This window comes from Arthrobacter sp. CJ23, from assembly GCF_024741795.1.
Lineage (GTDB): Bacteria > Actinomycetota > Actinomycetes > Actinomycetales > Micrococcaceae > Arthrobacter.
In genome coordinates this window covers 4,074,754-4,096,130 of the sequence record NZ_CP102950.1, presented here as the reverse complement: position 1 = coordinate 4,096,130, position 21,377 = coordinate 4,074,754, and the positions used below count along the sequence as shown (strand labels likewise).

General features: G+C 66.7%; 19 protein-coding genes. 8 read left to right on the top strand and 11 right to left on the bottom strand.

Translation table 11 applies throughout. The features are described 5' to 3' along the window. The 5 genes from NVV90_RS18475 to NVV90_RS18455 all read right to left on the bottom strand — a co-directional run bounded on the left by NVV90_RS18475 (nucleotide 1) and on the right by NVV90_RS18455 (nucleotide 6,402). Complete coding sequence (locus tag NVV90_RS18475; RefSeq protein WP_258438695.1) at nucleotides 1–2,391, bottom strand: bifunctional salicylyl-CoA 5-hydroxylase/oxidoreductase; 2,391 nt, start codon at nucleotides 2,389–2,391, stop codon at nucleotides 1–3. Nucleotides 2,392–2,405: 14 nt separating this feature from the next. Continuing rightward, entirely contained in the window at nucleotides 2,406–4,079 is a 1,674-nt protein-coding gene (locus tag NVV90_RS18470) for an AMP-binding protein (RefSeq protein ID WP_258438694.1), read from the bottom strand. 76 nt (nucleotides 4,080–4,155) lie between these two features. Further along, nucleotides 4,156–5,028, bottom strand: a complete 873-nt coding sequence (locus NVV90_RS18465) for an acyl-CoA thioesterase II (RefSeq protein ID WP_258438693.1) — start codon at nucleotides 5,026–5,028, stop codon at nucleotides 4,156–4,158. Between the two features lie 5 nt (nucleotides 5,029–5,033). Beyond that, nucleotides 5,034–5,516 carry a cupin domain-containing protein gene (locus NVV90_RS18460; protein WP_017197360.1) on the bottom strand — a complete coding sequence of 161 codons (483 nt, stop codon included), beginning with the start codon at nucleotides 5,514–5,516 and terminating at the stop codon, nucleotides 5,034–5,036. 28 nt (nucleotides 5,517–5,544) lie between these two features. Continuing rightward, nucleotides 5,545–6,402: a fumarylacetoacetate hydrolase family protein gene (locus NVV90_RS18455; RefSeq protein ID WP_258438692.1), complete on the bottom strand. Its 858-nt coding sequence runs from the start codon at nucleotides 6,400–6,402 to the stop codon at nucleotides 5,545–5,547. 135 nt (nucleotides 6,403–6,537) lie between these two features. On the opposite strand from NVV90_RS18455, the gene NVV90_RS18450 reads away from it, so the two are divergent. Continuing rightward, nucleotides 6,538–6,936: a RidA family protein gene (locus tag NVV90_RS18450; RefSeq protein WP_258438691.1), complete on the top strand. Its 399-nt coding sequence runs from the start codon at nucleotides 6,538–6,540 to the stop codon at nucleotides 6,934–6,936. 85 nt (nucleotides 6,937–7,021) lie between these two features. Here NVV90_RS18450 and NVV90_RS18445 read toward each other — a convergent pair whose 3' ends face one another. Continuing rightward, the gene (locus tag NVV90_RS18445) at nucleotides 7,022–7,906 is read right to left on the bottom strand and encodes a PaaX family transcriptional regulator C-terminal domain-containing protein (RefSeq protein WP_258438690.1); all 885 of its coding nucleotides are present in this window, start codon (nucleotides 7,904–7,906) and stop codon (nucleotides 7,022–7,024) included. Nucleotides 7,907–8,231: 325 nt separating this feature from the next. Here NVV90_RS18445 and NVV90_RS18440 point away from each other — a divergent pair, with 325 nt between their 5' ends. The 5 genes from NVV90_RS18440 to NVV90_RS18420 all read left to right on the top strand — a co-directional run bounded on the left by NVV90_RS18440 (nucleotide 8,232) and on the right by NVV90_RS18420 (nucleotide 13,440). Further along, complete coding sequence (locus NVV90_RS18440; protein ID WP_258438689.1) at nucleotides 8,232–9,434, top strand: amidohydrolase; 1,203 nt, start codon at nucleotides 8,232–8,234, stop codon at nucleotides 9,432–9,434. A gap of 86 nt (nucleotides 9,435–9,520) precedes the next feature. Further along, complete coding sequence (locus tag NVV90_RS18435) at nucleotides 9,521–10,456, top strand: ABC transporter substrate-binding protein (protein WP_258438688.1); 936 nt, start codon at nucleotides 9,521–9,523, stop codon at nucleotides 10,454–10,456. A 2-nt stretch (nucleotides 10,457–10,458) separates the two neighbouring features. After that, nucleotides 10,459–11,415, top strand: a complete 957-nt coding sequence (locus NVV90_RS18430; protein ID WP_258438687.1) for an amino acid ABC transporter permease — start codon at nucleotides 10,459–10,461, stop codon at nucleotides 11,413–11,415. 35 nt (nucleotides 11,416–11,450) lie between these two features. Beyond that, nucleotides 11,451–12,203, top strand: coding sequence for an amino acid ABC transporter ATP-binding protein (locus tag NVV90_RS18425; RefSeq protein WP_258441233.1), 753 nt, complete (start codon nucleotides 11,451–11,453; stop codon nucleotides 12,201–12,203). A 40-nt stretch (nucleotides 12,204–12,243) separates the two neighbouring features. After that, a complete protein-coding gene (locus NVV90_RS18420) occupies nucleotides 12,244–13,440 on the top strand; it encodes an amidohydrolase (RefSeq protein ID WP_258438686.1) in 1,197 nt (398 codons plus the stop codon). 46 nt (nucleotides 13,441–13,486) lie between these two features. On the opposite strand, the gene NVV90_RS18415 is transcribed toward NVV90_RS18420, so the two are convergent. From NVV90_RS18415 to NVV90_RS18395, 5 genes are all read right to left on the bottom strand, one after another. Then, nucleotides 13,487–13,930, bottom strand: coding sequence for a thioesterase family protein (locus NVV90_RS18415; protein ID WP_258438685.1), 444 nt, complete (start codon nucleotides 13,928–13,930; stop codon nucleotides 13,487–13,489). A 94-nt stretch (nucleotides 13,931–14,024) separates the two neighbouring features. Then, a complete protein-coding gene (locus tag NVV90_RS18410; protein WP_258438684.1) occupies nucleotides 14,025–15,527 on the bottom strand; it encodes an APC family permease in 1,503 nt (500 codons plus the stop codon). A 42-nt stretch (nucleotides 15,528–15,569) separates the two neighbouring features. Then, nucleotides 15,570–16,979, bottom strand: a complete 1,410-nt coding sequence (locus tag NVV90_RS18405) for an aldehyde dehydrogenase family protein (RefSeq protein ID WP_258438683.1) — start codon at nucleotides 16,977–16,979, stop codon at nucleotides 15,570–15,572. 98 nt (nucleotides 16,980–17,077) lie between these two features. Next, nucleotides 17,078–18,037: a helix-turn-helix domain-containing protein gene (locus tag NVV90_RS18400; RefSeq protein ID WP_258438682.1), complete on the bottom strand. Its 960-nt coding sequence runs from the start codon at nucleotides 18,035–18,037 to the stop codon at nucleotides 17,078–17,080. Nucleotides 18,038–18,165: 128 nt separating this feature from the next. Beyond that, nucleotides 18,166–18,762 carry a TetR/AcrR family transcriptional regulator gene (locus NVV90_RS18395; protein ID WP_258438681.1) on the bottom strand — a complete coding sequence of 199 codons (597 nt, stop codon included), beginning with the start codon at nucleotides 18,760–18,762 and terminating at the stop codon, nucleotides 18,166–18,168. Between the two features lie 125 nt (nucleotides 18,763–18,887). Between NVV90_RS18395 and NVV90_RS18390 the strand changes: the two genes are divergently transcribed. Further along, the gene (locus tag NVV90_RS18390; RefSeq protein WP_258438680.1) at nucleotides 18,888–20,840 is read left to right on the top strand and encodes a primary-amine oxidase; all 1,953 of its coding nucleotides are present in this window, start codon (nucleotides 18,888–18,890) and stop codon (nucleotides 20,838–20,840) included. 20 nt (nucleotides 20,841–20,860) lie between these two features. Further along, complete coding sequence (locus tag NVV90_RS18385) at nucleotides 20,861–21,301, top strand: hypothetical protein (protein WP_258438679.1); 441 nt, start codon at nucleotides 20,861–20,863, stop codon at nucleotides 21,299–21,301. The last annotated feature ends 76 nt before the right edge of the window (nucleotides 21,302–21,377 follow it).

The window sequence follows — 21,377 nt, the reverse complement described above, 5'->3', positions numbered from 1 at the left end:
CTACTTCACCAGTACCGACGCGGCGGCGGACGCGGCGGTCCAGCGCAGGTGCGTGTTGAGTTCTTCCGCGTCCGGTTCCTTGAGCAGGGACAGGCGCGGACGAACAGCATCGGTGCGGGAGCTCGGCGGCTTGCGACGGCCGGCGCGGAACTGCGGAATCCACTGGGCACCGGGGCCCTGGTATTCCTGCTCGGCGGCGGCGTGCAGGGTCCACTGGGGGTCGTAGAGGTGCGTGCGGCCCAGCGCGATCAGGTCGGCGCGGCCGGCGAGGAGGATGGAGTTCACGTCGTCGTAGCTGGAGATGGCGCCGACGGCGATCACGGCCACGCCTGCGGGAGCGGCAACTTCCTGGCGGATGCGGTCTGCGAACGGCGTCTGGTAGCTGCGGCCGAACGCGGGCTTCTCTTCCTTGGCCACCTGGCCGGTGGAGATGTCCAGGCCGGCTGCACCGTGGGCGACGAAGGCGTGGGCAATTTCGATGGAATCGTCGGAGGTGTTGCCACCCTCGATCCAGTCGGTCGCGGAGATGCGCACCGTCACGGGCTTGCTGGCAGGCCAAGCCGCGCGAACGGCGTCGAACACTTCCAGCGGGAACCGCAGGCGGTTCTCCAGGCTGCCACCAAATTCGTCCGTCCGGCGGTTGGAGACCGGCGAGAGGAAGGAGGACAGCAGGTAGCCGTGGGCGGCGTGGATCTCGAGGAGGTCGAAGCCTGCCTCTTCGGCGCGCAGGGTCGCGGCGACGAACTCTTCCCTGATGGAGTCAAGGCCTGCACGGTCCAACTCGACGGGCGTCTGGTTCTCGGGACCGTAGGGCAGCGCGGAGGGGCCGACCGCCGTCCAGTTACCGGACTCCAGGGGCTGGTCGATGCCCTCCCACATCAGCTTGGTGGAGCCCTTGCGGCCGGAGTGGCCAAGCTGGGCGCCGATCTTGGCGGTGGAACGGGAGTGGACGAAGTCCACGATCTCCTTCCAGCTATCGCGCTGGCCGTCCGTGTACAGGCCGCTGCATCCTGGGGTGATGCGGCCGGCTTCGGAAACGCAGACCATTTCGGTCATGACCAGGCCGGCGCCGCCCAGGGCCTTGGAGCCCAGGTGGACCTTGTGGAAGTCGCCCGGGATGCCGTCCACGGCGGAGTACATGTCCATGGGCGAGACAATGATGCGGTTCTTCAGCTCCAGTTCGCCGACGCGGAATGGCTGGAACATTGCCGGCGCTACCTCGGCCAGCCCCTGGGACTCGGCGAAGTTGCGGTCCACGGCTTCGGCGAAATCGGGGTCGCGCAGGCGCAGGTTTTCCTGCGTGATGCGGCGGCTGCGGGTCAGCAGGTTGAACGCGAACTGGGTGGGGTCCTGGTCCTTGTACTGGCCGATGCGCTCGAACCATTCGAGCGAGGCCTGCGCGGCACGCTGCGTGGAGGCGACCACGGGCCGGCGCTCGGCCTCGTAGGCAGCCAGCGCGGATTCAACGTCCGCGTGCTCGTGCAGGCAAGCCGCCAGCGCAAGGGAGTCCTCCATGGCCAGCTTGGTGCCCGAGCCGATGGAGAAGTGGGCCGTGTGGGCGGCGTCGCCCAGCAGAACCACGTTGCCCTTGCGCCAGCTCTGGTTGCGCACGGTGTTGAAGTTCAGCCACTTGGAGTTGTTCGTCAGGACCTCGTAGCCGTCCAGTTCTTCGGCGAAGATCGAGCGGATCTTGGCAATCGCCTTCTCGTCGGAGACGCCGGGAGGGAAGACATCGTTGGCGGTCTCGTCGAAGCCCGCTGCCTTCCACACATCCTGGTGCATTTCCACGATGAACGTGGAACCCTCATCGGAGTACGGGTAGCCGTGGATCTGCATGACGCCCCACTGTGTTTCCTTCACGAAGAACTTGAAGGCCTCGAACACCTGGTCCGTGCCAAGCCACATGTACTTGTTGGTGCGCGGGTCCAGGTCCGGCCCGAACGCGTCGGCGTACTTGGCGCGGATCTGCGAATTGACGCCGTCCGCGGCCAGCACGAGATCGTAGTTGGCTTCGAGTTCCTCGATCGGCGGCGCCATGGTCTGGAAGCGCAGGTCCACGTTGAGCTCAGCGCAGCGGCGCTGGAGCAGCTCCAGCAGCTCTTTGCGGCTCATGGCCGCAAAGCCCTGGCCGCCCACGGTGATCATTTCACCGCCGAAGTGGATGTCGATATCGGTCCAGCGGGCGAACCGGCGGCTCATGTACTCCGCGACGACGGGATCGGCGTTGCCGATGCCCCCCAGCGTCTCATCGGAAAACACGACGCCGAAGCCAAAGGTGTCGCTGGCAGCGTTCCGTTCCCAGAGGGTGATGTCGTGGGACGGGTCCAGCTGCTTCATCAATGCTGCGAAGTACAGGCCTCCGGGGCCGCCTCCAACAATTGCGATCTTCATGGTTGTGCTCCTTCTCAAGCCTGGCACTGGCCGGCAGGGGTAAGTTCTTGGGTTTCGCTCGCGGGTCCGTCTTTGACGAGGCCGTCGCGGAGCTTGAAGTGCTGCAGTTTGCCGCTGGGATTGCGGGGCAATTCAGTGACGAACCGGATGTCCCGCGGGTACTTGTACGGGGCGATGGTCTTCTTGACGAAGTCCTGGATTTCCTTGCGCTTGGCGGCGTCGCCGTCGACGCCCTCCCGCAGGACGATGAAAGCGCAGACGATGCTGCCCCGCTCCGGGTCCGGACAGCCGATGACGGCGTTCTCCACCACGTCCGGGTGCTGGTCGATGGCCGACTCCACCTCTGGTGCGCCGATGTTGTAGCCGGAGGAGACGATCATGTTGTCCGAGCGGGCCTGGTAGGTGAAGTACCCGTCCTCGTCCTGGGTGAACGTGTCTCCGGTGACGTTCCAGCCGTTGACCACGTAGTTCGCCTGGCGGGCATCGTCGAGGTACCGGCACCCGGTCGGACCGATGACGGCCAAGCGGCCAGTCTGTCCCGGACCAAGCTCGTTGCCGTCGTCGTCGAGGATGGTGGCCCGGTACCCCGGCACGGCGCGGCCCGTGGTGCCGGGCCGGATGTCGTCACCCGATGCGGAGATGAAGACGTGCAGCATTTCCGTGGCGCCGATGCCGTTGACCAGTCGCAGGCCCGTGGCGTCCTGGACGGCCTGCCAGGTCTCCTTGGGCAGGTGCTCGCCGGCAGAAACCGCCACGCGCAGTCCACGGAGCAAATCGCCGCGGTTCTCCTTCAGGATTGCCCGGTAGGCGGTGGGTGCCGTGAAAAGGATCGTTGCCCCGGCCGCAGCCGCATATTCGGCCAGCTCAACGGGGGCGGCACGCTCGGTCAGCAGCGAGGACGCGCCGAACCGCAGTGGGAAGATCACCAGGCCGCCGAGCCCAAAGGTGAACGCGAGTGGCGGGGACCCAGCGAACACGTCATCCGCAGTGGGCTGCAGGATGTAGCGGGCGAAGGTGTCGGCGTTGGCCAGGATGTCCCGGTGGAAGTGCATGGTCACCTTCGGCACACCGGTGGTGCCCGACGTCGGACCCAACAGTGCGACGTCGTCCGCCGAGGTGTCCACCGCAGTGAACTCGCCGCTTTTGGCGGCGCAGCGGGCGGTGAGGTCGCCGTCGTCGTCCGCTCCGTAGGAAAGGACCGCGACGTCGTCGCCGGCCGCCACGGCAAGCTCGTCCAGGAAGCGGTGATCGGAGATCGCGACGACCGGCTTGGTGAGCTGGATCAGCGTGGCGACCTCAGCGGACCGCAGCATGGGCATGGTGGTGACCACCACGGCTCCGGCCTTCAGCACGCCCAGCCAGGCGGCCACAATCCACGGGTTGTTGGGACCGCGCAGCATCACGCGGTTGCCGGGCACCACTCCGAGGTCTTCGGTGAGGACCTGGGCTACTTGGTTGGCGCGCTGCTGGAGCTCTCCGTACGTCCAGACCGTGCCGTCAGGTGTCCGAAGGGCGGGGCGGTCCGTGCCATGCTCGGCGACCGCGTTGTCGATGAGCACTGACGCGGCATTGAGCCGCTCCGGGTACTGGAGTTCGGGCAGGGTGAATTCGAGCGCCGGCCAGGTGTTGGCGGGCGGCAGGTGGTCTCGGGTGAACGTGTCCACGTGGGCCGATGACGTCATGCTCATGGCCGTTCCTTTCAGTGGTGCGTCGTTGAAGCTGGGGTTGGGGTTGGGGGTTCGCGGAGGTTAGGCAAGTTCAGGCTTAGGCGCCGGCGCGGATCATGCCCTCTTGGGCGACGGTTGCAAGGAGCCTTCCTTGCCGATCGAAGAAGCGGCCCATGGCCAGTCCCCGGTTGCTCTGACCGGACACGGCCTCCTGGGCGTAGAGAACCCAGTCGTCGGCGCGGCCGTCGCGGTGGAACCACATCGAGTGGTCGAGGCTGGCAGTGGCGAGTCCGGGGCTGGACCAGTTCAGGCCGTTCACCCTCAGGAGCGGTTCAAGAATGGTGTAGTCGCAGACGTAGGCCAGGGCGGTGCGGTGGAGGTCGGCGTCGTCGGGCAGGCTGTCGAAGGCCTTGACCCAAATGGCCTGCTGCGGCACAGAACCGCCCTCCAACTCGACGTATACCGGTCCGGGAATATGCCGCATGTCGAAACTACGGCCCGTGGACCAATAGTCTGCGGCCGGTCCGGCGGTTCCGTCCAGCACTTCGGCGGCACTGCGCAGCGAATCGGGCTCGACGGCGGCAGGAGCCTGGGGCTGGAAGTCCGGGCCGTCTTCGGGAACCTGGAAGGAACCCATCGCGGCATAGACGGCCTTGCCGTTCTGGAAGCCGCGGACCGTGCGGGTGGAGTACCCCCGGCCGTCCCGCAAACGCTCCACTTCGTAGCGAACGCTGGAACCGACGTCGACGGGCCGCATGAAGTAGCTGTGCATGGAGTGCAGCGAACGGTCCTTGTCCACCGAGCGCATCATGGCCGCGGCCGCCTGCGCCACCATGTCTCCGCCGTAGGCCTTGGGCCACGGCACGTACTGGGTGGTTGCTTCATAGGCATCATCGTGGACCTGCGCCGGGACCGGAGTGAGGTCCACCGCCCTGAGGAAGGTCTCTGACGTCAAAGTTCCAGTGACCATCGTTGCTAGGCCCTGCGGTAGTCGGCGAGGGTTTCGTCGGCCACGTCTTCAAGGTTGACCACGAGGTTCTCGGGCGTGCGGGCCGTAAGCCAGACGAGTTCCTCTGTGACGGACATGTTGGCTTCAACGTGCGGCATGAACGGCGGGACGAAGACCCAGTCGCCGGCCTTCATGTCGATGAATTCGGAGTAGTTCTCGCCGAAGTAGATGCGGCCGTGGCCGCGGAGCACGTAGCCGCCGGTTTCCGCCTCGCCGTGGTGGTGCGGCAGGGAACGGTACCCGGGGGTGTTGGAGACCTGGCCGAACCAGATCTTGGTGGCCGGGGTGTGCTGGATGCTCACGCCGGAGACGCGGATGCAGTCGCCGGACTGGGCGGTGTTGGTGTCTTCGGCGCCAGCCCGGGTTACGACCGGCACTACCTTGCCGTCGGCCTGGGCGTAGATGGAGTTGTCGCCTTCGAGGCGGTATTCGGTGGTGGTCTGGCTCATTGGTCTCTCCTTTTGAATTGGTTTGGGTCTAGGCGTTGGCGGTGACTGGGGCGTGGATCCGGAAGACGTTCTCCAGCCGGCCGATCCCGTCGATTTCAGTGGTGAGGACGTCCCCGTCGTTCAGGAAGCGGGGCGGGGTCATGCCCATCCCGACTCCTCCCGGCGTTCCCGTGAGGACGAGGTCGCCGGGGCGCAGAGTAGTGAACTGGGAAATGTAGGACAGGAGCTTTGCCGGGCCAAACACCAAGGTGCCGGTGTTGCCGTGCTGAACGAGCTCACCGTTGACGTAGCCGCGGACCTCAAAGTCGCCGTCCACTTCGTCAGCGGTCAGCATGACCGGGCCCACCGGCGTGGTTCCGTCAAAGGCCTTGCCCTGGAACCACTGCAGCGTCCGGTTTTGCCAGTCGCGCATGGAAACGTCGTTGGCGACCGTGTACCCGGCGATGGCCTCGCGTGCCCGGTCCTCGGCCGCACGGAACAGTTCAGCGCCAACGACGACGGCGAGCTCGGCTTCCCAGTCGACGCGGCCGCTGCCGTGGACTTCCACAGCGTCCGAAGCGCCGACCAGGGTGTCCGCGTACTTGGCGAAGAGCGTGGGGTATTCAGGAAGTTCGCGGCCCATCTCCTGGATGTGGTCGCCGTAGTTCAGGCCGCAGCAGATGACCTTTCCGGCGCGGGGCAGCAGGGGTGCCAGCCCGGAAGCCGGTACGGAAACGGTATCCGCGTGCGCGGCCGCAGCGGCGGCCTCGGACACGACGGTGCGCCAGGCCGGATCAGCGAGCAGCGCCCCGACGTCGCGGGCCGGGAGCGGCAGGTACGTGTCCTCACCCACGGCGAGCGCCGCCGTCGTGCCGTTGTTGCTGGTCCTCAAGGTGGCCAGTTTCATGAGACGAGTTCCCTTCGTTTTTCAATGTATCGACTTTTTTACGATCGTCACATATGCTCAACGTAGCACGGCAGGAAAGATCTGCACAGAGTCTTTTCAAAAGTTTTCGCAGCTGCCACGACCAGGAGGAACAGCATGAGTCACAAGACGATCAACCCCGGATCACTCCCCAAGCCGTCCGGCTTCGCGCACGGCATGCTTGCCGGAAACACTGTGTTCCTGGGCGGGCAGACGGCCCTGGACAAGGACATGAACATCGTTCCCGGCGGCATTGTGGAACAGTTCACGCAGGCGTTCTCCAACGTCCTCACAACGCTGCGCGAGGCGGGCGGCCAGCCCGAGGACCTCGTCAACGTGACCATCTACCTCACGGATGTGGACGACTACATGGCGAACGGGCGCGAGATCGGCCGGATCTGGCGTGAGATGGCCGGTTCGGAGTACCCGGCAATGGCGGGCATCGGCGTCACCCGGCTATGGCAGAAAGAGGCCCTGATCGAAATCCAGGGCATCGCGGTGATTCAGGAGCGCTAAAGCGCCGCCGAACGCGAAGAGACTTGATGCGAAAAGGGTCGGCCGTTGCGGCCGGCCCTTTTCGCCGTTCAGGGTCGCCGCTGTATTACGGCGCCACAGGGACAACACTGCCGTGGATCAGCTCCTGGGCGTGGGCGGCGGCGAGCGGCGCGGCCAGCCGGTGCACGGCCTGGAACGTCTTCCGGACCGCGGGTCCTTTCCAGTCTTCCGGCAGGTATTCCAGCGGGAGGTTCGGGTCCCGGTAGGGGAAGCGGCGCCACGCTGTCAGCATCGGGATGTAGTAGCGGAACGCGTCGCGGCGCAGCTCGGCTGTCGATTCGGCGAGGGCGGCCTCTGGATCGTCGCCCACGAGCCCGGCCCAGAACTCCCCGGCGCCCTCGTAGAGGTCCAGGAACTCGGCGAACTGTTCATCGATGGCTTTCAGGTCCCACCACGCGGCGACCTTTGGCCCCATGGGTCCGTCAAACAGGTAGTCGCCCTGGAAGAAGTCCACAAACTGGATGAGCCCTCGTGAGGTGAGCCGCTCACGGACCTGCTCCAGGATCCGGGCGGGGGCTATCCACACGCCCGAGGCCACGGACCCGAAACCAAGGCCGGACAGTTCGGAGCGCAGCTGGTGCCGCCGGTTCCGCATGGATTCCGGGACCGAGAAGACGGCAAGCACCCAGGCGTCCAGTGGGGTGGCCCGCTCCGGTGCGAAGATTCTCTGGTCGCCTTCCCGGAAGACGTCGAGGACCGTCTCGGAGAGTTCGTACTTGGCGACCCCGTCCCGGCGGATGCTCTTGAGGACGCCCTTGGCCTTCAGTCGGGAGACGGAGGATCTGACTCCCGGGGCGTCGTAGCCCAGGTCGCCCAGCATGGAGATCAGCACGGACACCGGAAGGGCATCGCCCGAGCTGCGGCCATAGAGCCCGTAGATCGTGACAATGAGCTGCTGGTGGCGCACCGGTGGTGCGGGGACGGCCAACATGGGTGGATCCTCGTTTCTGCGCCAAGGGGTCAAGGCAGCAATCGTTTCATCATAGGGCGGAGCCGCCTTGCCCTGCGATGAGTCCGACGGCGACGCCCAGGAATTGCCGGCCCTCAGCCAGTAGACGCACATTGCCGAAACGACTCCTCGCGAGCCGAAATCCAACTTTGGTATTCCAAATGACATGCTTGGCGACTTGCTGCGCGGTTCATACAGCGAAATCTTCGGGATTTGGCGATTTGGGTATTGCAATGGAATACCAAAACCACCTACTGTGTGCGTATCGAGACAAGGTGACGATCGTCACAAGAACGGGAGGTTTGGGATGCGGGACACGCTTATCGAGCGCGTGCGGCTGGCGCATGAAGCGCCGCCAGTCGACCTGCTCGTCCAGGACGGCCGCATCGCGGAGATCCAGCCGACAGGCATCATCGACGCCGCCGCGGCGGTGCGCGAGGACGGCGCCGGCGCGCTCGCGCTGCCGGGAATGGTCGACGCCCATTGCCACGTCGACAAGACGCTCTGGGGCCGCGGCTGGGTGCCGCATTCCGCGGGGCCCGTGCTCGAGGACCGCATCGCGAACGGCGAGCGGGGCCGCGCGGAGCTCGGCCTGCCGAGCCGAGTCGGCGTGCACACGCTGCTCAAGCAGATGACCGCCACCGGGACGACCCTCGCCCGCACGCACACCGACGTCGATCCAGATATCGGGCTGCGCGGCCTCGAGCTCGTCGCGAGCGTCGCCGAAGAGCTGGCCGATGTGATCGACGTCGAACAGGTCGCCTTCCCGCAGGGCGGGCTGCTGACCCGCCCCGGCACTGCCGAGCTGCTCGAGTCGGCCCTTCAGCAGGGGCTGGTCGGATGCCTCGGCGGCATCGACCCCGCAGCGCTCGAGCGCGACTCGGTGCGTCACCTCGATCTGATCTTCGGGCTTGCCGGGAGCTACGGTGCCCGGCTCGACATCCACCTGCACGAGCGCGGCACCCTCGGTGCGCACACGATGGAGCTCATCATCGAGCGGGTGCTGCGGCACGGGCTCGAGGGCCGGGTCGCAATCTCGCACGGCGTGGCCATCGTCGAGGTCGACCGCGCCCAGTCCGAGTGGATCTCGCAGGGCCTCGCCGAAGCGCGGATCTCCCTGCTGACGGCGACGGTCTACAACACCCCGGTGCTGCCGATCGCCGAGCTGCGAGGGCGCGGTGTCAACATCGGCGCGGGCAACGACGGCGTGCGGGACCTCTGGGGCCCGTATGGAAACGGCGACATGCTTGACCGCACCTTCCACCTCGCATACCGCAACGGCTTCCGCACCGACGAGCAGATAGCCGCGGCATTCGACGTGGCGGTCAGCGGCGGGGCGATCGCCCTCGGGCGCGAACCCGCCCGGATCGAACCCGGCGCACCCGCCGATCTCTTCCTCATCGATGCCGCGAGCATCGGCGAGGCGGTCGCAGCCCGGCCGCCGCGGCGGCTCGTGCTGAAACGCGGCAAGGTCGTCGCGCGCCACGGGAGCCCCGTGCGCACGAGTTGACCCTGGCCTTGGCGAGCGGGACCCCGCTCGCTTCCTCCCCAACCCGTTCCGCATCCCGCGGAACCTCGCACCGAAAGGCAAGAACAATGTCGTTCTCCCGCACCATCTTCGCACGCCGCGCTGCGGCCACCCTCGCGGCCGGCGGCCTCGCCATGCTCGCCTTCACCGGCTGCGGCGTCTCCGACTCCTCGGCCACAGCCGCCGGGGGATCGCAGAAGGCTGCCGCCCTCGACGAGAAGGCGCCCCTCTTCAAGCTGCTGCCGCAGAAGGTCAAGGACAAGGGCGTGCTCACCGTCGCCACGCAGCCCGACTTCGAGCCGGCCAACTTCACCCCCGCCGGCTCGACCGGCATCCAAGGCTACAACGTCGACCTCATGGAGTCGATGGCGAAGCAGCTCGGCATCCCGGTCAAGTGGGAGAAGGTGCCCTTCGACCAGATCCTGATCGGCATGCAGAGCGGCAAGTTCGACGCGGCGATCGCCGGCATGACCGACCGCAAGAAGCGGCAGGAGCAGGTCGACTTCATCGACTACCAGTGGGCCGGCACCGTCTTCATGGTGCAGAAGGGCAACCCCAAGGGCATCACGAGCGCCGTCGACGGCGGCTGCGGCGTCAAGATCGGCGATGTGAAGGGCTCCGATGCCCACCGGCTCGTCGACATGATGGCCGCGGCGTGCACCGCCAAGGGAAAGCCCGCCACCGAGCTCATCTCCTTCCCGAACTCGAGCGACAAGAACCTCGCGCTCACCTCGGGCCGCATCGACGCCATCTTCTGGCCCGACATGGCGGTCTCGGTCATCCAGCGCGAAACCGGCGACAAGCTCGAGTCGCTCCCCGTCGACTTCGAGGAGAAGGTCTACCTCGGCATGACCTTCAACAAGGCGCAGACCGAGCTCCGAGACGCCTTCCTCACCGCCCTCAAGGCGATCCACGAGGACGGCAGCTACGACGAGGTTCTGAAGAAGTGGCATGTCGAGGTCATCGACCTCGACACCCCGGGCATCAATCTGGCGAAGAAGTGATCATGTCCGACATCACCCACCCGCCACTCCCGGCAGCGACCGATCCGACGCACTATGTGCGCAGGCCCGGCGACGAGCCGCCCGTGCAGGAGGCGCCGATCCGTGCGAAGCGGCGCCCCCAATACGGCCAGATCGTCACCGGGTTCGTCGCGATCGCGCTGCTCGTCCTCTTCATCCAGTCCCAGGCCCTGAACCCCAACATGGAGTGGAGCGTCACCAGGGAGTACATGTTCAACCCGGTGGTGCTGCAGGGCGTCGGCGTCACTATCCAGCTGGCGATCTTCGCCATGCTCATCTCGATCGTGCTCGCCTTCGCTATCGCCCTGATGATCCAGAGCAACAACAAGGTCGTGAGCGTCATTGGACGCGCCTACGTCTGGTTCTTCCGCGGCGTCCCGATGCTCGTGCAGGTGCTGCTCTGGTTCAACTTGGCGGTGCTCTTCCCCGTGATCCTCGGGCAGGATACGAACACCCTCATCTCGGGCTTCACTGCAGGCCTCATCGCCCTCTCGCTCGCCGAGTCGGGCTACATGGCCGAGATCATCCGAGGCGGCATCATCTCGGTGCCGACGGGCCAGACCGACGCGGGCGTGAGCATCGGCCTCACCCGCAACCAGGCCCTGGCGCGCATCGTGCTGCCCCAATCGATCCGGGTCATCATCCCGCCGACCGGCAACCAGTTCATCGGCATGTTGAAGGCCACCTCGCTCGTCTCCGTGATCGGCGGCAGCGACCTGCTGACGCGGGTGCAGCTCATCTACGGGCAGAACTTCAAGATCCTGCCCCTGCTCATCGTGGGTGTGCTCTGGTATCTGATACTGGTGACCATCGCCGGCACCGGCCAGCACTTCCTCGAGCGTCGCTTCAACGCCTCGCAGCCCGGCCCGCGCCGGGCGCGCAAGAGCACGGGGCCGGCGACGTCGACCATCACCACGACCACCACCGGAGGTGCGCTGTGACGCAAGTAGTCCCCGCAAGAACTGCGAGCGACACGATGCTCCGCATTGACGGCGTACACAAGTGGCTCGGGCACAACCACGTGCTGAGGGGCGTCGACATCGAGGTCCGCACGGGCGAGATCGTCTGCATCCTCGGCCCGTCGGGCTCCGGCAAGAGCACGCTGTTGCGCTGCATCAACCACCTCGACCCCGTCGACGGCGGCGTCATCGAGGTCAACGGCGAGCGGGTCGGGTACGAGCTGAACAGCGAGCAGCTCTACGAACAGAGTGAGCGCCGCGTGGCCAGGGCCCGCCAGCACATCGGCATGGTGTTCCAGCACTTCAACCTGTTCGGTCACATGACGGCCCTCGACAACGTCACCTACGGACCCACCAGGGTCCTGGGCCGCCCGCGCAAGGAGGCCGTCGCGAAGGCGCGGCAACTGCTGGCCAAGGTGGGCCTGGGCGACAAGGATGCCTCGTACCCGAGCCAGCTCTCGGGCGGCCAGCAGCAGCGCGTGGCGATCGCCAGGGCGCTCGCCATGGAGCCGCGACTCATGATGTTCGACGAGCCGACGAGCGCGCTCGACCCCGAGCTGGTGGGCGAGGTTCTGCAGACCATGCGGCAGGTCGCCGAGGAGGGCATGACGATGATCGTCGTCACGCACGAGATCGGCTTCGCCCGCGAGGTCGCTGACCGGGTGGTCTTCATGGACCAGGGCCGTGTGCTCGAGGACGGCCCGGCGCGCGAGGTACTCGACAACCCGCAGCACGAGCGCACGGCGGCCTTCCTCCGCCGCGTGCACTGAGCCCATGTGTGCACTGAGTCCAGAAGAAAGAAGGAACAGAATGACTGACAAGATATTCACCCTGAGGAACGTGCGCCCGTGGGGTGCCGAGGCCGCGGACGTCACCATCAGCGGTGGCGTCATCACCGAGGTGGCACTCGCCTCGGGTGCGTCCGAACCCGGTGACCTCGACGGTGGCGGACTCCTGGCCGTTCCCGGGTTCATCAACGCACACGCCCACGTCGACAAGAGCTGGTGGGGCAAGCCGTGGGTGTCGTACACCTATTCCGACCACCCCACCGTCGAGGGCTGGATCGCGAACGAGCGCGCCCAGCGCGGGAATTACGACATCCCGAACGTGAATTCGGCCACCGCGGTGCTCCGCGAGTTCCTCCGCCACGGCACCACCGCGACCCGCACGCACATCGACGTCGACCTCGGCATCGGACTGAAGGGCCTAGAGTCGGTACAGGCCGCCGTCGCCGAGCTCGACGGCGCGATCCACGTCGAGACGGTGGCGTTCCCGCAGGACGGCGTGTTGCGCCGGCCGGGCGTGATGCGGCTGCTCGACGAGGCGGCCCAGGCCGGGGCCGACAGTATCGGCGGGCTCGACCCTGGAACGATCGACGGCGACGTCGAGGGCCAGCTCGACGGGCTGTTCCAGATCGCCGTCGATCGGGGCGTCGGCCTCGATCTGCACCTGCATGACTTCGGCTCGCTCGGCGCCTACGAGTACCGCCAGGTGATCCGCCGCACGATCGACGCCGGCCTGCAGGGCAAGGTGAACATCTCGCACGGCTTCGCCATGGGCGCGCTGCAGCCGAGCGTGCAGGAGGAGATCATCGAGGGCCTCGCCGAGGCGGGCATCTCGTGGACCACCGTCGCGATGAGCGGCACCGCGCCGCTGCCCTGGCAGCGGATGCGGGAGCGCGGCGTTCCGCTGGGCCTCGGCACTGACGGCATTCGCGACCTGTGGTCGCCGTTCGGCGACGGGGACCTGCTGCGCGTGGCGTTCGCCTTCGCGCGCCTGCACGGGTTCCGCCACGACGACAAGCTCGCCACCGCGGTGGAGCATGCGACGAAGCACGGCGCGCCGTTCGTCGGACGGGAGCAGCACGACCTCGTCGCCGGTGCGCGCGCCGACATCGTGCTCCTCGATGCCGAGAACGTGCCGGACGTGCTGGTGCGCTGCCCGCAGCGGCGCCTCGTGATCTCTGGAGGCCGCGTCGTCGCCCGCGACGGCGAAGTGCTGGTCTGACTCGCGGCGGAACGTCGAGGGCGCCCGTAGCGCCAGATCGTAAGGATCAAGTGCTGCGGGCGCCGTTGCGTGGCCCGGCGGCCTCGCGGATGTGCGCCGGCCACGGCTGGGCGGTGCTGGATCCCGCGGGAACGTGGGCTACCGTGACGGTTCCGTCGGCAGCAATTCCGCCGTCGGAGGTGCCGTGGGCATGGCCATGGACCTCGAAGGCCAGGGTCATGGAGGTGCGGCCCAGGGTGTGGATCCGCACCGTGGCGGTGACGCGCTGGCCGAACCACAGCTTGGCCCTGTAGTTGATCACTTGCTGGACCCGCGGCGCACTCGGAAAATAGTCCGGCAGCTCCAGGCTGCGGAAGAGCTCGGCCTCCGCCGCCTCCACCCAGCGCACGATGGCGGAGTTGTGCTGGTGGCCGGAGGCATCGGTGTCCACCCATTCGACCGTGCGTTCGATGCTGGCCTGCGGGTTCCGCGGTGCGACGACGTCATTCATGGAGACCCTTTCGCGACGCGGATGGCGAGCGCGTCTGAGTCAAATATATATGGATTATGACGATCGTCAAGAATGATATACAACTGCCCAGTGCTCAAACGGAGTCGTCGGGAGCCCCGCCGAAGCCGATGCCGCCGTAGACGTCCGGGCGGTGCTTCTTCAGCCGAAGGCCCCAGAGCAGTCCGGCAATGCCGGGCACCAGGACCAACGCAGGGAGGATCCACGACAACGCGGAGTCGCCGTCCGAGCCGATCAGGACATTGAAATTGACCACGATCAGCACGAACACGGTGCCCAGCGTCAGGGCTGCCAGGGCCGGCGCGACGACGCGGGTCCAGAGGGAATGCCCGGCCGCGTGTTTGCGGAAGTAGCCGATGACAGCCACCGAAATCAGCACCAGGAGCAGCACCAGGCCGAAGGCCGCGGTGTTGGTCAGCCACGTGAAGAAGGTGAGGACCGGGTACAGCTCGGCCAACTCGGAGCCGATGCCGGCGATGGCGAACACCACCAGCGTGAGCAGGGCCAGCACGGACTGGGCCAGGGACCCGGCCACCGGGGCGTGCCGGGCGTTGACGAGGGCAAAGCTGCGCGGCAGCACGTTTTCGCGGCCCAGGGAGAACACATACCGGGCCACCGCATTGTGGAACGCGATCAGGGCGGCGAGCAGGCTGGTGATGAACAGGAGCTGCGCAATGTCGGAGGCGATCGCGGCGCCGTGGCCGGTGAGGAAGACGAACGGAAGGTCCGGGCCAAACTCCTGGGACTGCGCCACAATCTGGCTGGGGCCGGTCCCCACGGTCATGGCCCAGCCGGAGAAGGCGTAGAAGAGCGCGATGACGCCGACGGCGATGTACGTTGCCCGGGCGATGGACCGGGCGGGGTCCTTGGCTTCCTCGCTGTAGATGGCGGCCGATTCAAAGCCCATGAAGGCCGCCATGCTGAATGCCAGGGCGGCGCCGACGCCAGCCGTGAACAGGTTCGACGGCGCAAGTCCGGCGACGCTGGGGCCCTCCGGGCTCACAGCGAACGCGACAACATCAAAGACGATGACCGCTACGAATTCCAGCCCCACGAGGTAGCCGATGATCCTGGCGGACAGGTCAACCTTGTTGATCCCCAGCCAGCCCACCATGACGAAGCCCACCAGCGCCGTGGCCCACCACGGGACGTCGAGCCCAAGCTTGGCATTGAGGAAGGACGCCGAGGCAAAGCCAAAGAGCCCGTAGATGCCGATCTGCATCGCGTTGTAGGAAATCAGCGCCACCCATGCGGCGCCTACCCCGGTGGCCCGGCCGAGGCCCTGTGCGATGTAGGCGTAAAACGCCCCGGCGTTGCGGATGTGGGCGCTCATGGCTGCGTAGCCCACCGTGAACAGCGCCAGGCAGACACCGAGGACGATGAAGGACAGTGGAATGCCGACGTTCCCGGTGACCGCGAAGTTGCTGGGAATGCCGCCGGCCACCACCGTCAGGGGCGCGGATGCGGCAATGATCATGAAGACGAGGGCGGGCACGCCGAGCGTGCGCCTGCTCAGTCCTTTGGCGGTCCCGCTGCCTGCGCTGGTGCCCGCGGACGGGAGAGTTTGTTCGTGTGACATTAAGACCTCCATTGGGAGAAGAGCAATGCGTTGTCGGCGTGCTTAGCCGTTGATGACCTGCGGGACGCCGAGGGCTTTGAGGCCTTCGGCGCCGAATTCGAGGCCGTAGCCGGACTGCTTGGCGCCGCCGAACGGGATGCGGGGGTCCACGGCGCCGTGCTTGTTGATCCAGACGGTGCCGGCTTCGAGGCGGGCGGCGACCTTGCGGGCTGCGGCGGTGTCGGAGGACCAGACGGAGGCTCCGAGCCCGACGTCGAGCCCGTTCGCCAGGGCGATGGCCTCGTCGATGGTGCTGTAGCGGATGATGGGCAGGGCCGGGCCGAACTGTTCCTCGGTGACGAGGGGGTTGGTGTTGTCGATGTCGGCCACGAGGGTGGTGGGGTAGAAGTGGCCGGGCTGGCCGGTGTCGGGGTTGCCGCCGAGCAGGATCCGGGCGCCGGAGTCGCGGGCGGCGTCCACGAGACGGGTGACGATGTCGTACTGCTGTCGGTTCTGCAGCGGGCCCAGGACGTTGTTCTCGTCCAGGCCGTTGCCCATCGGCATGGCGGCGGCGACCTTGGTGAGTTCCTCGCAGACGGCCTCGTAGATGTCCTCGTGGACGTAGAGGCGCTTCAGGGCGGCGCAGGTCTGGCCGGTATTGATGAACGCGCCCCAGAAGAGGCCTTCGGCAATTCCCTTGGGGTCGGCGTCGGGCAGGACGATGCCGGCGTCGTTGCCACCGAGTTCCAGGGTAAGGCGCTTGACCGTGTCAGCCGACGAGCGAATGATCGCCTTGCCGGTGGCGGTGGAGCCGGTGAACATGACCTTGCCGACGGCAGGGTGTTCGGCCAGGCGGGCGCCTACCTCGCGGCCGCCGGAGACCGCGGTGAGGAGGCCTTCGGGGAGTTCTTCGTTGAGGACCTTGACCAGGGCCAGCACGGAGAGCGGGGTGTATTCGGAGGGTTTGACCACCACGGCGTTGCCCATCCGCAGGGCGGGGGCGATCTGCCAGGCGGTGATCATCATGGGCCAGTTCCACGGGCCGATCGCGCCGACGATGCCGATGGGCTTGTAGTGCAGTTCGGCGTACGTTTCGCCGTCGTCCACCACGGTCTCCGGGTCCAGGCGTGTGGCGGCGGTGGCGCGCAGCCACGCCGCGCAGGCGCCGACTTCGAAGCGGGCGTTGGGGCCGTTCAGGGGCTTGCCCTGCTCGCGGGAGAGCAGCCGGGCGAGTTCCTCGGCGGAGCGTTCGACGGCGTCGGCGGCCTTCAGGAGCGCCGCGGACCGGGCGTCGTGGCCCAGGGCCGCCCAGGCCGGCTGGGCGGCCGTGGCGGCAGCGACTGCCTGCTCCAGGTCCTCGACGGTGTGCACCGGCGCTTCGCCGACGGCGGTGCCGGTGGCGGGGTCGAATATGGTCCGGGTTTCGCCCGAGACCGGTGCGATCGACGTCAAAAGATCAGTGAATGTTTCCATGGTTCCAGCTTCTTTGAGCATCAACGCCCCCGTCTTGTCATTCAGCGAAGGCCTGTTGACTGAAGGCGAACGATCACTGCGGTACACGTACCAAGGTTCTAGGCGCCGCGCCGCCAGTCACTGGGGGACACACCGAAGGCGTCCCGGAACGAACGGCTGAAATGGGCTGCGTCCAGGAACCCCCAGCGGGCGGCGACGGCGCCCACGGCCGTGCCGTTATGCAGCGGGTCCCTCAGTTCGCGGCGGATCCGTTCGAGCCGCTGGCACCGGATCCAACTGGCCACGGTGGCGCCCGACTCATGGAAGATGTTGTGCAGGTGCCGCGTGGAGATGAAGTGGGCCGCGGCAATGCTGGCGGGGGACAGCTGAGGATCCGCCAGGTTGGCCTCGATGTATTCGCGGACCGACGTTGCCAGCACCACCTGCGGCTTCAGGCTGTCCCCCGCCATGTCCAGCTCCGAGTGAAGCATCGTTGATACAAGATCCAGGGCGTTGGCAGCCAAGCGGGATCCGCTGGGGCCGCTGAGGAGCCCTGGATTTGCCGCAATCTGGGCCATGAAGGGGCCAACAATGCCGGCAACGCCACTGCCGGAGGCCAGGCGGACCGCGGAAAGCTGTCCCACATATTCCGGCGGCAGTGTCAGCGCGTCATGGGGGAACATCACCACCATGACCCGGGCCCGCTCCTCGAAGGCGAGCGTGTACGGCCGGTTGGTGTCGTAGACGGCAAGGTCGCCGGGGCGCAGCACAGCCTCGCGGTTGTCCTGGATGAGCAGCCCGGTACCTTCCAGCTGAAGGTTGAGCTTGAAGTAGCGCTGCTCCGACCGTGCAAGCAGCGCGGGTGTGCGGTGGACGCTGTGGGGTGTGGCGGTTACCTCCACGATGCACATGCGGTCCAGCACCCTGGAGCGCATCCTGCCGCGGAACGTCTCCGCGTGCTCCGTTTCCGCGGCCAGCGGCACAAAGGACTCCGCCACGAGGTGTCGCCAGTGGTCAAATGAGGCGGCCACGCTGGAGGTGAGTTCCTGGCCCGCGGGGCGGGCTGTCGGTGCAGACATGGATGTTCCTGACGCCGGATAGCCATCTGAATTGTGGTCCCCCAGGCTGTGTCCTGCGACACAGTGATTTCAGGGTAGCGGCGAAGGCGGGCGTTGTCATCTTTTTTCGACGGTCGGCGAAAAAAGAATCAGGAGCCGGCCTGCAGGAGGGTCAGGAACGCTTCCAGTTGCTCGTCCAGGCCCAGGTCCGTCTCGATGCCCGGGGCGAGGGCCGCGGCTATCTGAGCGCCCAGCAGCATGTTCAGCAGGTGGCCGGATGCCGCTGAATCGTCGACGGCGGCAGTCACGTCCCCCTGCCGCCTCGCCTCGGTCAGGTATCCCTGGATCGTGCCATGCCATTGATCCATGGACTCACGGTGGATGGCGGCTTTTTCCGGGTCGGTGATGGCCTTCTGCCAGAACGGGACCACGATCCGCGCTTCATTGACGCGCTCGGAGTCCAGCGGCAGCACCTCCACGCAGAAAGCCCGAAGTGCCGCAATTCCGCCTTTCCCCGCCGTGACCTCCCTGATGCGCTCGTTGGTCCTGTTGAATACGTGGCGGAACGCAAAGGTCAGCAGCGTGTCCTTGGTGGGGAAGTAAGGCTTCAGTGCGCCGTTTGCAAAGCCGGCCTCGAGGGCGATCTCCCGCATGGTGGCGCCCTCGATGCCCAGCCTGGCGATGATCCGCCACGTCGCATCCACCAGTTCCAGGCGCCGTTCATCGTGGTCAACAATCTTTGGCACTCTGGTGATCTCCCGGAACTTTTTGTATCGAACCCTTGTGATCCATCTTACGGACCGTTTATTCTCTACAACTATAGAAAATAAAACTTCCGACCCCACCACAGTCCCGGACAAAGGCAGCGCTCATGACTCTTGCACCAGCTGATACAGCCACTCCTTACCGCCTTGCGGCGGCCGCGGAGATCACGGAAGTCCGGGGGATCCTGCATGCCGGGGGACTCCTTGGTCCGGACAATCGGATCGCCTACCTCGGCCTGCTGGATCCGTCCCGGGACAGCTCCAAGGAGTCCGAGGACCGCCGTTTCCGCATCTTCATCCACGACACCTCCGGCGGCCGCACCCTCGACGTGACGGTTTCGGCCACGCGCGGCGAGGTGGTCTCCGCCGTCGAACTGGACACTGCCGTCTCCGGCGAACTCCCAGTCCTGGAGGAGGAGTTCGAGGTGGTCGAGGAACTCCTGGCCTCGGACGAACGGTGGCTGAAGGCCCTGGCCGACCGCGGACTGGACGTCGCCAAGGTCCGCGTTGCCCCGCTGTCTGCCGGCGTCTTCGAGTACCCCGAGGAGAAGGGCCGCCGCATCCTCCGCGGACTGGCTTTCGTGCAGGACTTCCCGGAAGACAGCGCCTGGGCGCACCCCGTGGACGGGCTGGTGGCGTATGTGGATGTGGTCAACAAGGAAGTCACCAGGGTCCTGGACCTGGGCGCCGTCCCGGTCCCCGCAGAGCACGGCAACTACACGGACCCCCAACTGACCGGCCCGCTGCGCACCACCCAGAAGCCCATCAGCATCACCCAGCCTGAAGGTCCCAGCTTCACCGTCACCGGCGGCAACCACATCGAGTGGGAAAAATGGAGCGTGGACGTCGGCTTCGACGTCCGCGAAGGCGTGGTCCTGCACAACCTTGCGTTCCGGGACGGCGACAGGCTCCGCCCCATCATCAACCGGGCCTCCATTGCCGAGATGGTGGTTCCCTACGGCGACCCTTCGCCCATCAGGTCCTGGCAGAACTACTTCGACACCGGCGAATACCTGGTGGGCCAGTACGCCAACTCGCTGGAACTGGGCTGCGACTGCCTGGGCGACATCACCTACCTCAGCCCGGTCATCAGCGACGCCTTCGGCAACCCCCGCGAGATCCGCAACGGCATCTGCATGCATGAGGAAGACTGGGGCATCCTCTCCAAGCACTCGGACCTCTGGACCGGCATCAACTACACCCGCCGCAACCGCCGCCTGGTGATCTCCTTCTTCACCACCATCGGCAACTACGACTACGGCTTCTACTGGTACCTCTACCTGGATGGCACCATCGAATTCGAGGCCAAGGCCACCGGCGTGGTCTTCACCAGTGCCTTCCCGGAAGGCGGCTCTGACAACATCTCCCAGCTCGCCCCCGGCCTCGGCGCTCCCTTCCACCAGCACCTGTTCAGCGCCCGCCTGGACATGGCCATTGACGGCTTCACCAACCGCGTGGAGGAAGAAGACGTGGTCCGCCAGGCCATGGGCGAAGGGAACGAGCGAGGCAACGCCTTCTCCCGCAAGCGCACTGTCCTGAGCCGTGAATCCGAGGCCGTCCGGGACGCCGACGCAAGGGCAGGCCGCACCTGGATCATCTCCAACCCGGAGTCCCGCAACCGGCTGGGCGAGCCCGTGGGCTACAAGCTGCACTCCCAGAACCAGCCCACGCTGCTGGCTGACCCGGGATCCTCGATCGCCGGCCGCGCGGCCTTCGCCACCAAGGACCTGTGGGTCACCAGGTACGCCGAGGACGAGCGTTACCCCACGGGCGACTTCGTGAACCAGCACTCCGGCGGCGCGGGCCTGCCGGCCTACGTGGCCCAGGATCGCGACATCGACGGCCAGGACATCGTGGTGTGGCACACCTTCGGCCTGACCCACTTCCCGCGTGTGGAGGACTGGCCGATCATGCCCGTGGACACCGTTGGCTTCAAGCTTCGGCCGGAAGGCTTCTTCGACCGCAGCCCGGTCCTGGACGTGCCGGCGAACGCTTCGGGTGAGTCCTCATGCCACAGCGCGTCCGAGGGCACGGACGAGACCGCCGGCCACTGCCACTAAGTGGACACGGGACACAGGACATGACCACGACGGCGGGACGGGTCAGGGCACCCGGGCCCGTCCTCCATCCCCGGATCTGCGCGGCGCTCACGGCTGTCTCCTGCCTGATGCACGCGTGGCTCGCGGCCTCGGGGCACCACGATGCCTGGCTTGGCGCCCTCATGATTGCCTTGGCGGCCGTGTGCGTCCCCTGCACCGTGCACATTTGGCGCCACAGCCGGCTCGGCGCCCTCCACCAGGTCACGGTGTCGGCATTGGCGATGGTCGGCCTCCACGCTGTCCTGCTTCTGGGAGCGGGCGGTGCCGGGCACGCCCACGGCGGGGGACCGCCGTCGGGCGCCGGTGACGTTTCCGGCGCCGCCGGATTGCTGCTGGTGATCGGGCTGGAACTCACGACGGCGTTGCTCGCCGCCACGCTGGTGGCCCGGCTCCGGCGCCGCAGGGCCCTGCGCCCGGCCTGAGCGGCCCTTCCCCTACTCCGCGAACAGCTGCGACTTCTTCGCCTTGAGCGCCATGACCTTTTCCTCGATGGTGTCC

Bases quoted from the DNA above. Each gene is read 5' to 3' on its own strand.
- NVV90_RS18475 (WP_258438695.1), bottom strand. From the start codon at position 2,391: ATGAAGATCGCAATTGTTGGAGGCGGCCCCGGAGGCCTGTACTTCGCA.
- NVV90_RS18470 (WP_258438694.1), bottom strand. From the start codon at position 4,079: ATGAGCATGACGTCATCGGCCCACGTGGACACGTTCACCCGAGACCAC.
- NVV90_RS18465 (WP_258438693.1), bottom strand. From the start codon at position 5,028: ATGGTCACTGGAACTTTGACGTCAGAGACCTTCCTCAGGGCGGTGGAC.
- NVV90_RS18460 (WP_017197360.1), bottom strand. From the start codon at position 5,516: ATGAGCCAGACCACCACCGAATACCGCCTCGAAGGCGACAACTCCATC.
- NVV90_RS18455 (WP_258438692.1), bottom strand. From the start codon at position 6,402: ATGAAACTGGCCACCTTGAGGACCAGCAACAACGGCACGACGGCGGCG.
- NVV90_RS18450 (WP_258438691.1), top strand. From the start codon at position 6,538: ATGAGTCACAAGACGATCAACCCCGGATCACTCCCCAAGCCGTCCGGC.
- NVV90_RS18445 (WP_258438690.1), bottom strand. From the start codon at position 7,906: ATGTTGGCCGTCCCCGCACCACCGGTGCGCCACCAGCAGCTCATTGTC.
- NVV90_RS18440 (WP_258438689.1), top strand. From the start codon at position 8,232: ATGCGGGACACGCTTATCGAGCGCGTGCGGCTGGCGCATGAAGCGCCG.
- NVV90_RS18435 (WP_258438688.1), top strand. From the start codon at position 9,521: ATGTCGTTCTCCCGCACCATCTTCGCACGCCGCGCTGCGGCCACCCTC.
- NVV90_RS18430 (WP_258438687.1), top strand. From the start codon at position 10,459: ATGTCCGACATCACCCACCCGCCACTCCCGGCAGCGACCGATCCGACG.
- NVV90_RS18425 (WP_258441233.1), top strand. From the start codon at position 11,451: ATGCTCCGCATTGACGGCGTACACAAGTGGCTCGGGCACAACCACGTG.
- NVV90_RS18420 (WP_258438686.1), top strand. From the start codon at position 12,244: ATGACTGACAAGATATTCACCCTGAGGAACGTGCGCCCGTGGGGTGCC.
- NVV90_RS18415 (WP_258438685.1), bottom strand. From the start codon at position 13,930: ATGAATGACGTCGTCGCACCGCGGAACCCGCAGGCCAGCATCGAACGC.
- NVV90_RS18410 (WP_258438684.1), bottom strand. From the start codon at position 15,527: ATGTCACACGAACAAACTCTCCCGTCCGCGGGCACCAGCGCAGGCAGC.
- NVV90_RS18405 (WP_258438683.1), bottom strand. From the start codon at position 16,979: ATGGAAACATTCACTGATCTTTTGACGTCGATCGCACCGGTCTCGGGC.
- NVV90_RS18400 (WP_258438682.1), bottom strand. From the start codon at position 18,037: ATGTCTGCACCGACAGCCCGCCCCGCGGGCCAGGAACTCACCTCCAGC.
- NVV90_RS18390 (WP_258438680.1), top strand. From the start codon at position 18,888: ATGACTCTTGCACCAGCTGATACAGCCACTCCTTACCGCCTTGCGGCG.
- NVV90_RS18385 (WP_258438679.1), top strand. From the start codon at position 20,861: ATGACCACGACGGCGGGACGGGTCAGGGCACCCGGGCCCGTCCTCCAT.